This window comes from Kribbella sp. NPDC056345 (assembly GCF_042262745.1).
In the GTDB taxonomy this organism is placed as follows: Bacteria; Actinomycetota; Actinomycetes; order Propionibacteriales; family Kribbellaceae; genus Kribbella.
The window spans coordinates 830428-844997 of the sequence record NZ_JBHJQQ010000003.1 but is presented as its reverse complement, the minus strand read 5'-3'; the positions used below and the strand labels follow the sequence as shown (position 1 = coordinate 844997).

Here is a 14570-nt window from a genome sequence, read left to right as displayed (position 1 = left end):
CGATGGAGGACAACAACGTTCGCCCGCTGGTCTCCGCCGACGCGGTGGATCTCGAGGAACGCAAGATCGAGTCGGCGCTGCGACCGCGCACGCTGGCCGAGTTCGGTGGCCAGCGCCGGGTCAGTGAGCAGCTCGAGCTCGTCCTGCACGCCGCCCGCGGCCGGAACCGGACCCCGGACCACGTGCTGCTGTCCGGTCCGCCCGGCCTGGGGAAGACGACACTGGCGATGATCATCGCCAGTGAGCTGGCGGCTCCGCTGCGGATCACCAGTGGTCCGGCGATCCAGCACGCCGGTGACCTGGCCGCGATCCTGTCCGGGCTCAACGAGGGTGAAGTGCTGTTCCTCGACGAGATCCACCGGATGTCGCGGCCCGCCGAAGAGCTGCTCTACATGGCGATGGAGGACTTCCGGGTCGACGTGATCGTCGGCAAGGGGCCGGGGGCGACCGCGATCCCGCTGGAGATTCCGCCGTTCACGCTGGTCGGGGCGACGACCCGTGCCGGGCTGCTGCCCGGGCCGCTGCGGGACCGGTTCGGCTTCACCGGGCACCTGGAGTTCTACGACGCCTCCGAGCTGGAGAAGATCGTCAACCGGTCGGCCGACCTGCTCGAGGTCGACATCACCCCGGAAGGTGCGGGCGAGATCGCGTCCCGGTCCCGCGGCACACCCCGGATCGCGAACCGGCTGCTCCGCCGGGTGCGCGACTTCGCCGAGGTCCGGGCGGACGGGATCATCACTCTCGCCCTCGCGAAGGCCGCCCTCGAGCTCTACGAGGTCGACAAGATGGGGCTGGACCGGCTGGACCGCTCGGTGCTGGACGCGCTGTGCCGGCGGTTCGGCGGTGGGCCGGTCGGTCTGTCCACGCTCGCCGTCGCCGTCGGTGAGGAGCGCGAAACGGTCGAGGAGGTGGCCGAGCCCTTCCTGGTGCGCTCCGGTTACCTGGCGCGCACGCCGCGGGGCCGGGTGGCGACCCCCGCAGCCTGGCGCCATATCGGGCTCAAGGTGCCGAAAGGTGCAACATTCGCGGACACGCTCTTCGACGACGAAGGCGAGTAACGTAAACGTGACCCGGTGTTGTGACGCACTTGTTGACGCTCAGGGTTAGACTCCCCGTTGGCCTGACCTGAGGTCATTCCGCTGCGACCTGCGCGCTTCTGCAGAGCGTGCCGGTAGCCCGTTTTCCCCGATCGACGAAGGATTCTGAGACCCGATGCAACTCCTCGCCGTACCGATGGCCTCTTCCGGGGGTGGCGGTATCACGCTGCTCATCCCGCTGATCCTGATCGTCGGAATGATCTGGTTCATGAGCCGCACGCAGCGTAAGCAGCGTGAACGCCAGGCCCAGACCGTCGCCTCCCTGGCCCCGGGCACCAAGGTGATCACCACCAGTGGCCTGGTCGGCATCGTGGAGGAGACCGACGACGACTACGTGACGCTGGAGATCTCCGACGGCGTCCTGGTCCAGGTCGTCAAGGCCGCGATCGGCCGGATCATCCCGGACGAGGACGTGACCGCCGACGAGGCCACCGACTCCACCGACGAGGCTGCCGACGCCGTCGAGGAGCCCGCCGCGGACAAGGACCCGGTCGACGTGCCGGACGCGGGCCGTGACAAGGCGGACGGCAAGGTGCAGGACGCACCGAAGACGCCGCCGACGCACACCGAGAACTGACCCCTCACTGACGGCCTGCGGCGCGCCCCGCGTCCACGAGACACCGGGGCGCGCCCAGAAGCACAAAGGTTGAATCTGACGTGGCAACGACGACGACATCCCGCCCCGGTCGGCTCCTGATTGCCCTGGGAGTCATCGTGGTCCTGCTGTTCGGGATCATGGCGCTCACCAAGACCTGGAAGCCCAAGCTCGGTCTGGACCTGCGCGGTGGCACCACCATCACGCTGACCGCCAAGAATCTGGCGGGCGGCGGTGACGTGACCCCGGAGCAGCTCAACGAGGCCAAGAACATCATCTCCCAGCGCGTGAACGGTGCCGGTGTCGCCGAGGCCGACATCACCACCTCGGGCAACGACCACATCACTGTGGCCGTGCCCGGCGCGACGCGGGACTCGTTGGTGGCCCAGGTCGGCCAGACCGCCTTGCTGTACTTCCGGATCGTGTACGACGCGCAGGCGGCGAACCCGATGCCGCAGCCGTCGACGACGCCGACACCCAGCGGGAAGCCGAGTGGCAAGCCGTCCACGACGCCGAAGCCGAGTACGTCGATCAAGCCCAGCGCCACCCCGAACGGCCGGGCCTGGAGCAGTGTGCTCGGCCAGGCCACGCCGACGCCCACCCCGAAGCCCAGCACGCCGGCGCCGAGCACTCCGCCGAGTGCCCCGGGTGCCCACAAGGGCGACCCGCTGACCTACGTCCCGGACGCAGCCGCGCAGGCGGCCTTCGCGGCGTACAAGTGCGGTGACAAGCAGGACGAGGACCCGGCCAAGCCGCAGTTCTCCTGTGACAAGGGCAAGACCTACAAGTACCTGCTCGGCCCCGCGATCCTGAAGGGCACCGACCTGTCGGACGCCTCGGCCGGGATCCCGCAGGGTGGCTTCCAGTGGCAGGTCAACCTGAACTTCACCGGTGAGGGTGGCGACAAGTTCCTCAAGGCCACCCAGAACATCTCCGCGCGCGGCGAGGGCCAGAACCTGTTCGCGATCGTCCTGGACGGCATCGCGATCTCGACCCCGAGCGTCTCGCAGCCGATCCCGGGTGGTTCGGCGCAGATCACCGGAACCTTCACCGAGACCGAGGCCCGCGACCTGGCCAACGTGCTCAAGTACGGCGCCCTGCCGGTCGCGTTCGACACCTCGTCGGTCGAGACGGTGTCGCCGCAGCTCGGTGGCGACCAGCTGACCGCCGGGATCTACGCCGGTCTGGCCGGTCTCGCGCTGGTCGTGCTCTTCTCGTTCCTGTACTACCGCGGTCTCGGCCTGGTGGTGGTGGCCTCGCTGGCCGTCGCCTCGGTGCTCACCTTCGCCCTGGTCGTCCTGCTCGGCAAGGCGATCGGGTTCACCCTGACGCTGGCCGGTATCGCCGGTCTGATCGTGGCCATCGGTATCACCGCGGACTCGTTCGTCATCTACTTCGAGCGGCTCCGTGACGAAGTGCGCGAGGGCCGCAGCCTGCGGTCGTCGGTCGAGACCGGCTGGTCGCGCGCCAAGCACACGATCATCGCGGCCGACTCGATCTCGCTGCTCGCCGCGCTGGTGCTCTACATCCTGGCCGTCGGCAGCGTCCGCGGCTTCGCGTTCACGCTCGGCCTGACCACCCTGATCGACCTGGTTGTGGTCTTCATCTTCACCAAGCCGCTGGTCACGCTGCTCGCCAAGACGAACTTCTTCGGTCACGGCCACAAGCTGTCCGGCCTGGATCCTGAACATCTCGGCGTCGAACGGCTACCGGGGCACTCCGCGGGGCCGGCCCCGCGGAAGAAGACGACCGCGACGCGCAAGCCGGTCGGAGGGGAGGTCTGATGTCGAAGCTCGGACAGCTCGGGAACGCACTGCACCGCGGTGACGTCTCCTACGACTTCATCGGCAAGCGCAAGGTCTGGTTCGTCGTCTCGATCGCCCTGGTGCTGATCTCGCTCGGTGGCCTGTTCGCCCGCGGCCTGGAGCTCGGGATCGAGTTCCGCGGCGGCGTGGAGTACGAGGCGAAGACCCAGATCACCAGCGGTACCGTCCAGAAGTTCACCGACGCGGTGAAGGCGGCGAACATCGAGGGTCTCGGTGACCCGGTCGTCACCACCATCAACAACGAGCGCGTGCGGGTCCAGACCAAGCCGCTCAGCCAGGACGACGTCCCGAAGGTCCGGGCCGTGGTCGCCAAGGAAGCCGGGATCAGCCCGGACCAGGTGACCTCGAACCAGATCGGCGCCTCCTGGGGCAACCAGATCGCGAACAAGGCGATCTGGGCGCTGGCGGTCTTCATCCTGCTGGTGTTCTTCGTGATCTGGGCGTACTTCCGGGAACCCAAGGCCTCCGCGGCCGCGATCATCGCCCTGGTCCACGACGTGCTGATCACGGTCGGCGTCTACGCGCTGATCGGGTTCGACGTCACGCCGGCCACGGTGATCGGCGTACTGACCATCCTTGGTTACTCGCTGTACGACACCGTCGTGGTGTTCGACAAGATCCGGGAGAACACCCGCGGGATCACCGGCTCGAACCGGTTCACCTACTCCGACGCCACCAACCTGGCGGTCAACCAGACCATCGTGCGGTCGATCAACACCACGCTGATCGCGCTGCTGCCGGTCGGGTCGATCCTCGTCGTCGGCACCTGGGTGCTCGGCAGCGGTCCGCTGAAGGACCTCTCGCTGGCCCTGTTCGTCGGTATCGCGGTCGGTGCGTACTCGTCGATCTTCGTCGCTCCGGCGCTGCTGGCCTCCTTCAAGGAGCGCGAGCCGGGGATGCAGGCGCTGAACCGCCGCGTCACCGCGAAGAAGGCCCAGAGCCAGGGCGGTACGGCGAAGAAGGCCGTCGAGAGCGAGCTGGTTCCGGCGGCACCAGGCGCCTCGCCGGTGCAGGACAGGCCGCGGGCGACCGGCTCGGTGCCGGCACCCTCGACGCGGCCGATGAACGCCGGTGGTGCCGGGCGGCCGCAGCCGAGCCGCAAGCCGCGGTCGAAGCGCGGTAAGTGATGTCGCGGACGTTGGAGCAGGTTCTGGCCGACGGCATCCGCGACATCCCGGACTACCCGCAGGAAGGGGTGGTGTTCAAGGACATCACCCCGCTGCTGGCCGACCACACCGGCTTCGGCCAGGTGGTCCAGGCGCTGGCGGCCGCGGGACAGGACGACGACGGTAACCCGGTGGTCGACAAGGTGGTCGGGATCGAGGCGCGCGGGTTCATTCTCGCCGCCCCGGTCGCGCTCGCCCTCGGCGCCGGGTTCGTCCCGGTCCGGAAGAAGGGCAAGTTGCCGGCCGCGACGTACGAGGAGTCGTACGCGCTGGAGTACGGCGAGGCGACCATCGAGGTGCACCAGGACGCGTTCACCCCGGGTGACCGGGTGCTGGTGATCGACGACGTACTGGCCACCGGTGGGACCGTCGAGGCCTGCCTGCGGCTGATCCGGCGCTGTGAGGCCGAGGTCGTCGGTACGGCGGTGCTGCTGGAGCTGTCGTTCCTGCCCTGGCGCGAGAAGCTGGGCTCGGAGCGCATCACTTCGCTGCTATCGGTCTGAATTCAGATAAACTCTGCGTGACGGGTCAATGACCCGGCGTGTTGTCCACAGGGTGTTTCTCTGTCGTTGGCCGGTGACCCCTAGACTGGTGCTCTGTCGGCGGAGGGACACAACGTGGGCGAAGACCCGGCGATGACGTCAGCGGTACCGAACGTAGTACCGCAGGAGCCTCCGCGCGCCCCGGCACCGGTGCGCCCGGCTCCCGTGTCACCGCCGCCGGCCGCCCAACCGCCGCGGATCGCCCCGGCCCGTGTCCGCGCCCGGCTCGCCCGCCTCGGCGGCACCCGGCACCCGAACCGGGCACCGATGCTCGAGCCGCTGTTCCGGGTGGTGCGCGCGACGCACCCCAAGGCCGACCTGGCGATGATCGAGCGCGCCTACCGGACCGCGGAGAAGTACCACACCGGCCAGCTGCGCAAGAGCGGTGACGCCTACATCACGCACCCGCTCGCCGTGGCCACCATCCTGGCCGAGCTCGGTATGACGGCTCCCACGCTCTGCGCCGCGCTGCTGCACGACACGGTCGAGGACACGCCGTACACGGTGGCCGAGCTGACCAAGGACTTCGGCCAAGAGATCGCCATGCTCGTCGACGGCGTGACCAAGCTGGACAAGGTCAAGTACGGCGAGTCCGCGCAGGCCGAGACGATCCGCAAGATGGTCGTCGCGATGGCCAAGGACATCCGGGTGCTGGTGATCAAGCTCGCCGACCGGCTGCACAACATGCGCACCCTGGGCTTCCTGCGCCAGGAGAAGCAGGAGCGGATCGCCCGCGAGACGCTGGAGATCTACGCCCCGCTGGCGCACCGGCTCGGTATGAACACCATCAAGTGGGAGCTCGAGGACCTGTCGTTCTCGACCCTGCACCCGAAGGTGTACGACGAGATCGTCCGGCTGGTGGCCGAGCGAGCTCCGTCCCGCGACGAGTACCTGGCGTCGGTGATCGACCAGGTCCACGAGGACCTGCGCGCCGCCAAGGTGAAGGCGACCGTCACCGGCCGACCGAAGCACTACTACTCGATCTACCAGAAGATGATCGTCCGCGGCCGCGAGTTCGGCGACATCTACGACCTGGTCGGTATCCGGGTCCTGGTCGAGTCCGTCCGCGACTGCTACGCGGCCCTCGGCATCCTGCACGCGCGGTGGAATCCGGTTCCGGGCCGGTTCAAGGACTACATCGCGATGCCGAAGTTCAACATGTACCAGTCGTTGCACACCACCGTGATCGGCCCGCAGGGCAAGCCGGTGGAGCTGCAGATCCGGTCCTTCTCGATGCACCGCCGCGCCGAGTACGGCATCGCCGCGCACTGGAAGTACAAGGAAGACCCGAACGCCCCGTCCCCCGAGGTCGGTGCACCGCCGACCACCGAGGTCGGCGCACCGAACGACATGCCCTGGGTGCGGCAGCTCGTCGACTGGCAGCGCGAGACCTCCGACCCGTCGGAGTTCCTCGACTCGCTGCGGTTCGAGATCAACAACTCCGAGGTCTACGTCTTCACCCCGCGCGGCGACGTGATGTCGCTGCCGACGGGCTCCTCACCGGTCGACTTCGCGTACGCGATCCACACCGAGGTCGGGCACCGCTGTATCGGCGCCCGCGTCAACGGCCGGCTCGTACCGCTGGAGAGCACCCTCGAGAACGGTGACGTCGTCGAGGTCTTCACCTCGAAGGCCCAAGGCGCCGGCCCCTCGCGGGACTGGCTGGCCTTCGTCAAGAGCCCCCGCGCGCGGAACAAGATCAAGCACTGGTTCTCCAAGGAGCGCCGCGACGAGGCGATCGAGCACGGTAAGGACGCGATCGCCAAGCAGCTCCGCAAGGAGGGTCTGCCGCTGCAGCGCCTGCTGTCGCACGAGACCCTGACCGCGGTCGCCAACTCGCTGCGGTACCCCGACGTCACCGGCCTGTACGCCGCGGTCGGCGAGAGCCACGTGAGCGCGCAGGCCGTCGTACGGCGTCTGATCGAGACGTACGGCGGTGAGGAGGGCGCGGCCGAGGACCTGGCCGAGGGCCTGCGGCTGCCGCAGTCGCGGGAGCGGCGGAAGCGGACTGCTCGCGGCGATGCTGGTGTCATCGTCAAGGGTGCGACCGACGTGCTCTCCAAGCTCGCCCGGTGCTGTACGCCGGTTCCCGGTGACGAGATCATCGGCTGGATCACCCGCGGTGCGGGCGTCTCGGTGCACCGGGCCGACTGCGCCAACGTGGAGAACCTGTCGACCCAGCCGGAGCGGATCGTCGAGGTCGAGTGGGCCCCGACCGCGCAGTCGCTCTTCCTGGTCGCGATCCAGGTCGAGGCACTCGACCGGGCCCGCCTGCTCTCGGACATCACCCGGGTGCTGTCGGACTACCACGTCAACATCCTGTCCGCGGCGCTCACCACGACCCGCGACCGGATCGCCAAGTCCCGCTTCACCTTCGAGATGGGCGACCCGACCCACCTCGGCCACGTCCTGAAGGCGGTGCGGTCGGTCGAGGGCGTCTTCGACGTCTACCGGGTGACGCAGTAGCTGCACGGTTTAGCTGCACGGCTTGTGCGGCCGGGGAGACTGCAGTCATGGTCTCCTCGGGTGAGTTCGGGCGGCGCGGACTGCTGATCGCCGGTGCCGGCTTGCTGGTTGGCTGCAGTCCGTCGGGCAACTCTGCACAGCCTTCTGCCCAGCCTCCATCCAGTACGCCGCCTTCCAGCACACCACCGCCTTCTTCCAGCACGCCGTCTGTTCCGGCGCTGCCGTCCGTGCGGCCGTGGGTGCCGGGGCCGAGTGAGGTGGCGCCGCAGGTGAAGCGGCTCGCGGTGGCTGCGGTGGTTGAGCAGTTGCAGAAGAACCAGTCGGTGGTCGAGGTGATCGACGCCCAGTACGGCGGGATCCTGAGCAGCAGCGCGAGTGTGCTGGTGCCGTGCCGGGTGTATTCGATCAGCGGTGGCCGGGTCGTGACCGGTGGTACGACGGTCGATGTCCGGCTCAGCCGGTCCGGCGACAACTGGCGGGTGACGTCGACCCACCCGGCCAACCCTGGTCCGGCGGCGGCGAGTCTCTCGGCGGTGGCCCGGCAGGTGCTGGCGAACCAGCAGATTCTGTTGCCACCGGCATCGATTGCGGATGTCCGGTCCGGGCAGGTCCGCGACAGCGTGCTGACCGCGATGCTCGAGCTGGCGAAGACCTACCGGATCGGCGTCAGCGTGATCCGCTCCGGGCACCCGATCAACGTGTTCGGCACCGACCGGCCGAGCGACCATCCCCGCGGCCGCGCGTTCGACACCTGGCAGATCGACGGCCACGCAGTCGTTTCCCCGACCACCTCGCGCAGCCTGATCTCGTCGTACATGAAGGCGTCCGAACGCGTTGGCTCACACAACGTCGGCGGTCCGGTGGTGCTCTCCGGCGCAGCCTTCTTCTCCGACCAGACCCACCACGACCACATCCACGCAGGCTTCCGAAGCTAGTCCCATTCCCAGGAGATGCCGAGCAGGCCGGGTTCGGTGGACGGCTCGATCAGGTGAGCGCGGCCGTCCGGAGTGAGCATCAGATCCTGTCGCAGTACGTCGGCGCCGTCGGCATGCCGATGACGGAACTCGTTCACGCGCACCGGGAGAGCGGCTCGGTCGAACTGGACCTCCAGCACGTAGTGCGTGCCGCCCCACTCGTCGAAGCGGTAGTAGTTCGACGACGGCAGGCCGGTGAGATCCTCGATCTCGTAGTGGACGACCGCCGTCTCGCCGGTCGCGAGGACGCGGTCGAGCAGCAGCTCGGCGAGCAGAGCGCCGGCCTCGGGGGCACGCGCGATCCGGCCGGTCCGGCAGCCGCTGAGGCCGTGGACGTTCACCTGACTGACGTCGCACCCTGCCTCGCCCTGGTGCGCGACGATGATCCGGTCGACCGGCTGGACCGCGACCACGCACTGCGTGACGCGGCGGTACTGGACGGCGCGATCGGGGCCGTGCTGGACCTCTTCGAAGATGGTGACGTTACGGAGGCGCCCGTGGGCGTCGCGGCGGAGCCGATCGAGCAGTCGGCCGAGAGCCTCGGCGTACTCGACGACGGCGTACGGGCGGTGGGATGCGACCAGATCGGATCGGGCCGGCGGAATGCGGACAGTCAGCCAGCCGGGTGGGACTTGGAGGAGCTCCTCGAGCGCGATGATGACGGCGAGCGATTCGTCGCGGGGGACCCGGCGGCCGCTCTGCCAGGTGCTCAGGGTGGCGATCCCGACGTGCAGGCCGCGGTCGGCCAGATGGGTGCGGATCCGGTTCAGTGCCAGGCCGCGATGGGCGATCGCCTGCCGGAGAGCGGCGGCGAACGAGGTGTCCGGGGTGACGGTGGGCACCGACGATCCGGTCATGCGGCTCAGTGTAAACGTTCACAGTACGCGGCGAAATTGCCCAGTCACGCGCTGTTCACGCCGCCTTGGTTGTTCACAGCCGATTTCCGGCCGGGAGTTACCGCTTGCCGGGACTGCGGAGCGTCCTGACCATTGACGCCACCACACCCCACTCAAGGAGGGTTCATGAGCAGGCTCCGCCCCCGCCGCTCCTGGTCATTGCTGCTGGCAACCATGCTGGGACTCGCCACGCTGGTCCCGCTGGCGCCGGTCGCCGCCGCCGCGCCCGGTAGCTACTACCTGAACGTGACCGGCCAGGCCCAGCAGAAGACGAACTGGTGCTGGGCCGCGACCGGTAACAGCATCGCGGCCTTCTACGGCAAGAGCTATTCGCAGAACCAGTTCTGCAACCTCGCGTTCGGCTACAGCCAGAACGCGACCTGCCCGAACAACCAGGCCACGCTGGGCAACGACCAGCGCGCCTTCAGTGCGATCGGGATCAGCTCCGGCAGCTACGTCTCGTCGACACTGAGCTTCAGCACCCTGGTCACCGAGATCGCCGCCGGCCGGCCGGTGATGACGCGGATCGGCTGGAGCTCGGGTGGCGGGCACATGATGGACATCATCGGGTACGACTCGTCCGACTCGACCATCAAGTACTACAACCCGTGGCCGGACGACCCGCGGTACAACTTCTCGACGTACAACTGGTACCGGTCCAACTCGCAGTTCACCTGGACGCACTCGCTCTACCGGATCGGAGCCTGAGATGGGCGGCCTCAAGCACTTCCTGTTCCGCGCGGCCGCCGTACTGGCTGCCGGTCTGGCTCTCTCACTGACCACCGCCGCCTTCGCGAACGCCGCCGGCCCGCAGCCGCTCCCCGCGAGCGAGTTGTCCAAGGCAACCAGCGCGGCCGGTTCACCGACCGCCCTCGGCCTGCTCTCCAAGGCCACCGCCGCATCCAGGTCCAAGGCGGGGAGCGTCGCTGTATCTGGTGACGCCCGGCCGATCTACGCCCTCAACCCGGCCTTCGTCCGCGACGCCTCCGCGCCGGTCGCCACCTTCTGGTACGCGGCCACCACCGCAACCCGCGGCACCGACCGCCTCACCGTGTACACGGCCCCTGACGCCAAGGGCACCTGGCAAGCCGTCAACGTGGCAACCGGTGACACGGAAGCCCGCATGTTCACGGCAGCCCGCGGCGCCCTCGTCTTCACCGAACCGCAGATCGGCGCCTGGTACGCCCTTGCAGGCAACCAGGTCCGGCCGCTCAACGACTCCGCCATCAATTCCGTCGGCAAGGCGCCCATCACCGTCGCTGCCTATCAAGATCTGGTCGCAACCCGCTACGCCGACAAGCTCCCCGGGTCGCAGTACAACGACAACGGCACCGCCGGCGGCTACGACACCCCCGCCACCGTCGCGACTTCCACTCGCAACCTCACAATCCCAGTCACAGCAGGCGGTCTGGCTCTCCTGGTCGCGACTGCCTTTCTCATCCGTCACCGCCGTCGTACCGCCTGACAGAGCTAAAATGAGCCGGTGACTCTGGCTCTGGTGGAACCCACTGTTGATCTGTACGGCGCCTGGTGGGAAGCGCACGAGGAATGGGGCCCGGGGCTGCACGAGGACGGCTTCGGGCTCGCGGCAGGGGATGAGGTCGATTCCCCTGCCGGGTTCACCGCGTGGGTCGAGCGGGTCAAGGCTGAGGACTCCACGTGTCGGTGGATTGTGGAGGACGGGCAGGTGCAGGGCGGAATCGCTTTGCGGCATCAGCTGAACGAGGCGACCGGGCACATCGGGTACGGCGTGAGGCCGTCAGCGCGGGGGCGTGGGCTGGCGACGTGGGCGCTGGGCGAGATGCTGAACGAGGCTCGCGCTCTGGGGATCGGGCGGGTGCTGCTGGTCTGCGTCGCCGACAACGAGGGCTCGCTGCGGACGATCGAGCGCAACGGCGGCGTGCTCGAGGGGATCCGCGGTGATGCGCGCCGGTACTGGATCGAGTTACCAGCGGCGGGGGAGTCGGGGGTGCTGACAGAGAAAGGCGCCGACGGTTAGCTCAAGGGCGGGGTAGGAGCCCCAGATGTCGGGGCGGCGGATCGGGATGATGTGCCAGCCGATGCGTTCGAGATCGGTACGGCGGGTGGCGTCGCGGATCTGCTGGCGGTTCGACGAGTGCCAGGCGTCGCTGTCGTACTCCAGCCCGAGCCGGCGGCCGTCGATCGGATGGTCGGGGTAGCCGAGGTCGAGCCGATACCGGTCGACCGGGACCTGCAGTTCGGGGCGCGGGAAGCCGGCGTCGAACAGGCGAAGCCGAAGCCACGACTCACCAGGCGACGCAGCTCGCCCATCGGCCAGGCGCAGCAGCAGTGCGGCGGGTGACCTGCTGTCGTGCGCGAAGTAGGCGATCGAGCTGTCGTGGAGCTCGTCGAGAGTGACTACCTGCCGGTGCAGTAGTGCGTCGAGTGCGGACAGCGCGAACGGGCGTGGCAGGCGCTGGGCGAGCTCGATCGCTGTAGCCGCCGGCGACGTCACCCTGAGACCGTGCAGCTCGACCGTTGGTCGTGGCTGGAACGTCCAGTGTGGCTCGAGCAGGGGCTCCGGGCCGAGCGTGGTCGACTCGATGCCGTGGAGCCAGGCGGCCATTGCCCCGCAGACCGTGGCCTCCGGAGGCACCACGAGCTGCAGGGCTTCCGCACGGAGCTTCCGACTGTCGGGGACGCGGACGTCGACGTACACGCCCTTCACCAGCTGCCTGATCTGCCCGCCGGACTGCAGCCATTTCAGCTTGCGCGGCACCTGGCGAGGCGTGAAGGGGCGGCCGGCGAAGACGTGCGGAGCGCCGTACTCGAACATCCCAACAGGATGACCCAGGTGTGGGGATCCTGTTGGGAGTTATCCACAGGTCAGCTGAACTCGGTGAGGGCGTTCTGGGCCTGGGTGAGCCACTCGCGGCGGGCTTCGATGGCTTCGCGGGCCTCGTTGGCCTTGCGGGTGTTGCCTTGGGCCTCGTGTTTGGCGGCCTGCTTCTCGAGGTCGGCGATCAGGGACTGGAGCTGCTTGACGGTGGCTTCGGCGCGGGCGCGGGCCTCCGGGTTGCTGCGGTTCCAGACTTCGTCCTCGGCCGACTTCACGGCCTGTTCGACGGCGCGCAGGCGGGCGTCGATGGGGCGCATGGAGTCGCGCGGGATCTTGCCGATCTGGTCCCAGCGGTCGAGCAGGTCGCGGAGCTGGTCGCGGGCGGTCTTGGCGTCGGTGACGGGGAGGATCGCCTCGATCTCGACCAGGAGGGCTTCCTTGGCGGCGAGGTTCTGGAGCTGCTCGGCGTTCTCCTCGGCCTGGATCGCGTCGCGGGCGCCGAAGAAGGTGTCCTGGGCGGCGCGGAAGCGGGCCCAGAGCTTGTCGTCGACCTCGCGTGGCGCGGGGCCGGCGGCCTTCCACTGGCGCATCAGCTCGCGGAAGCGGCCTGAGGTGGGGCCCCAGTCGGTGTTCGCGGACAGTGTCTCGGCCTCGGCGGCCAGGCGCTCCTTGACGGTCGCGGCCTCCTCGCGCTTCGACGAGAGCTCGGCGAAGTGCTGCTTGCGGTGCCGTGTGTACGTCGTCCGCGCGGACGAGAACCGGTGCCACAGCTCGTCGTCGCTGGCCTTGTCGAGCCGGGGCAGGGCCTTCCACTCGTCGAGCAGCTCGCGCAGCCGGGTGACGCCGTGCCGCCAGTCGGTGCCGGCGGCGATCGTCTCGGCCTCGGTGGCGATCTTGGTCTTGGCGGAGCGGGCCTCCTCGACCTTCGCGGCGCGCTCGGCCTTGCGCTTCTCGCGCTGGACGGCGAGCAACGGGGTGAGCGCCTCGAGCCGGGCCTTGAGCCCGTCCAGGTCGCCGACCGCCTGGGCCTCCTCGAGCGAGCTGTTGACCTTCTTCACCGCCGCCCGGGCGTCGTCCGGGGACACGGTGCCCGCCTGGACGCGCTGCTCCAGCAGCTCCACCTCGAACGCCAAGGCGTCGTACCGGCGGGTGTAGAAGGCGAGGGCCTCCTCCGGCTTCGCGTCCGGCCACTGGCCGACCGCGCGTTCACCGTCTTTCGTCTTCACGAAGACGGTCCCGTCCTCGGCTACCCGGCCCCAGCTCTCTCCGGCCACAACTCGCCCCTTCCGGCGGTATGTACTGCGCTCGTGCCCATTCTGGTCGGCCCCTGGTTCAACGGCTGCGAACAGGGCCCGGCCGGGCGCGTCGGGACCTGATCCCGGCGCTTATCCCTGAACAATCACAAACCTTCGGCCGTCACGCAATGCTGTTGCCTAACAATCCGGTTCGAACTCGGCATCCGGGCACCGGTAGCCTTGGGTGGTCCAGCAGTGTTTCCAGGAAGGTCTGTCGTGCTCATCGCCGGGTTCCCCGCGGGATCGTGGGGTACGAACTGCTACGTCGTCGCCACCGGCCAGGGCGCGGAATGCATCGTCATCGACCCGGGCCAGGACGCGACCGCCGCGGTCGAGCAGGTGGTCCGGGAGAACAAGCTGAAGCCGGTCGCCGTGCTGCTGACACACGGTCACATCGACCACATGTTCTCGGTGCTGCCGGTCTGCGGCACGTACGACGCCACGGCCTGGATCCACCCGGACGACCGGCACCTGCTGGCCGACCCGATGGCCGGGATCAGCCGGGAGACGGCGGCGATGCTGCTCGGCGGCAAGCACGAGTTCGCCGAGCCGGACGACGTCGCCGAGCTCAAGGACGGGCTGTCGCTGGAGCTGGCCGGCCTGAACTTCACGGTCGACCACACCCCGGGCCACACGCGGGGGTCGGTCACCTTCACCACGCCGTACCTGGGTCCTGAAGACGTGCCGGCGGTGCTGTTCTCCGGTGACGTGTTGTTCGCCGGGTCGATCGGCCGGACGGATCTGCCTGGTGGCGACCATCCGGCGATGCTGCATACGTTGGCCACCAAGATCCTGCCGATGAGCGACGAGATCGTCGTCCTGCCGGGTCATGGTGGCCAGACCACGATCGGCCGGGAAAAGGCGACCAACCCCTACTTGCAGGACCTGGAGATACCGAAATCATGAGTAAGGC

Annotated in this window: 14 protein-coding genes; 11 read left to right on the top strand and 3 right to left on the bottom strand. The window is 68.6% G+C overall.

Features of this window, described 5'->3' with window-relative positions; genetic code table 11:
* Positions 1-2 precede the first annotated feature (2 nt).
* The 7 genes from ruvB to ACFCV3_RS14625 all read left to right on the top strand — a co-directional run bounded on the left by ruvB (position 3) and on the right by ACFCV3_RS14625 (position 8627).
* Positions 3-1058 carry a Holliday junction branch migration DNA helicase RuvB gene (gene ruvB / locus ACFCV3_RS14655; RefSeq protein WP_376030297.1) on the top strand — a complete coding sequence of 352 codons (1056 nt, stop codon included), beginning with the start codon at positions 3-5 and terminating at the stop codon, positions 1056-1058.
* A 154-nt stretch (positions 1059-1212) separates the two neighbouring features.
* The gene (yajC, locus tag ACFCV3_RS14650) at positions 1213-1674 is read left to right on the top strand and encodes a preprotein translocase subunit YajC (protein ID WP_376030296.1); all 462 of its coding nucleotides are present in this window, start codon (positions 1213-1215) and stop codon (positions 1672-1674) included.
* A gap of 80 nt (positions 1675-1754) precedes the next feature.
* Positions 1755-3476: a protein translocase subunit SecD gene (gene secD, locus ACFCV3_RS14645; RefSeq protein WP_376030294.1), complete on the top strand. Its 1722-nt coding sequence runs from the start codon at positions 1755-1757 to the stop codon at positions 3474-3476.
* On the top strand, positions 3476-4645 hold the full coding sequence (secF, locus tag ACFCV3_RS14640) for a protein translocase subunit SecF (RefSeq protein ID WP_376030292.1): 1170 nt from the start codon (positions 3476-3478) through the stop codon (positions 4643-4645). Before secD ends, secF begins: the two co-directional genes overlap by 1 nt.
* Positions 4645-5187, top strand: coding sequence for an adenine phosphoribosyltransferase (locus tag ACFCV3_RS14635; protein WP_376030290.1), 543 nt, complete (start codon positions 4645-4647; stop codon positions 5185-5187). Before secF ends, ACFCV3_RS14635 begins: the two co-directional genes overlap by 1 nt.
* A gap of 132 nt (positions 5188-5319) precedes the next feature.
* The gene (locus tag ACFCV3_RS14630; RefSeq protein ID WP_376030289.1) at positions 5320-7692 is read left to right on the top strand and encodes a RelA/SpoT family protein; all 2373 of its coding nucleotides are present in this window, start codon (positions 5320-5322) and stop codon (positions 7690-7692) included.
* A gap of 47 nt (positions 7693-7739) precedes the next feature.
* Positions 7740-8627 carry a hypothetical protein gene (locus ACFCV3_RS14625; RefSeq protein ID WP_376030287.1) on the top strand — a complete coding sequence of 296 codons (888 nt, stop codon included), beginning with the start codon at positions 7740-7742 and terminating at the stop codon, positions 8625-8627.
* Here the strand turns inward: ACFCV3_RS14625 and ACFCV3_RS14620 are convergent.
* The gene (locus tag ACFCV3_RS14620; protein ID WP_376030285.1) at positions 8624-9523 is read right to left on the bottom strand and encodes a hypothetical protein; all 900 of its coding nucleotides are present in this window, start codon (positions 9521-9523) and stop codon (positions 8624-8626) included. The two genes, ACFCV3_RS14625 and ACFCV3_RS14620, sit on opposite strands and share 4 nt — an antisense overlap.
* A gap of 165 nt (positions 9524-9688) precedes the next feature.
* On the opposite strand from ACFCV3_RS14620, the gene ACFCV3_RS14615 reads away from it, so the two are divergent.
* Genes ACFCV3_RS14615 through ACFCV3_RS14605 form a run of 3 tightly spaced genes read left to right on the top strand, consistent with a single transcriptional unit; the run spans position 9689 to position 11561 of the window.
* Positions 9689-10270: a papain-like cysteine protease family protein gene (locus tag ACFCV3_RS14615; RefSeq protein ID WP_376030283.1), complete on the top strand. Its 582-nt coding sequence runs from the start codon at positions 9689-9691 to the stop codon at positions 10268-10270.
* 1 nt (position 10271) lies between these two features.
* Positions 10272-11027 carry a hypothetical protein gene (locus ACFCV3_RS14610; RefSeq protein WP_376030281.1) on the top strand — a complete coding sequence of 252 codons (756 nt, stop codon included), beginning with the start codon at positions 10272-10274 and terminating at the stop codon, positions 11025-11027.
* Between the two features lie 18 nt (positions 11028-11045).
* Positions 11046-11561 (top strand): GNAT family N-acetyltransferase, encoded by a 516-nt coding sequence (locus ACFCV3_RS14605; protein WP_376030279.1) that lies wholly within the window; start codon positions 11046-11048, stop codon positions 11559-11561.
* On the opposite strand, the gene ACFCV3_RS14600 is transcribed toward ACFCV3_RS14605, so the two are convergent.
* Complete coding sequence (locus tag ACFCV3_RS14600) at positions 11508-12359, bottom strand: endonuclease domain-containing protein (RefSeq protein ID WP_376030278.1); 852 nt, start codon at positions 12357-12359, stop codon at positions 11508-11510. The genes ACFCV3_RS14605 and ACFCV3_RS14600 overlap by 54 nt on opposite strands.
* Before the next feature lie 50 nt (positions 12360-12409).
* A complete protein-coding gene (locus ACFCV3_RS14595; RefSeq protein WP_376030277.1) occupies positions 12410-13636 on the bottom strand; it encodes a DUF349 domain-containing protein in 1227 nt (408 codons plus the stop codon).
* A 237-nt stretch (positions 13637-13873) separates the two neighbouring features.
* Between ACFCV3_RS14595 and ACFCV3_RS14590 the strand changes: the two genes are divergently transcribed.
* The gene (locus ACFCV3_RS14590) at positions 13874-14563 is read left to right on the top strand and encodes an MBL fold metallo-hydrolase (protein WP_376030275.1); all 690 of its coding nucleotides are present in this window, start codon (positions 13874-13876) and stop codon (positions 14561-14563) included.
* Positions 14564-14570: the final 7 nt, after the last annotated feature.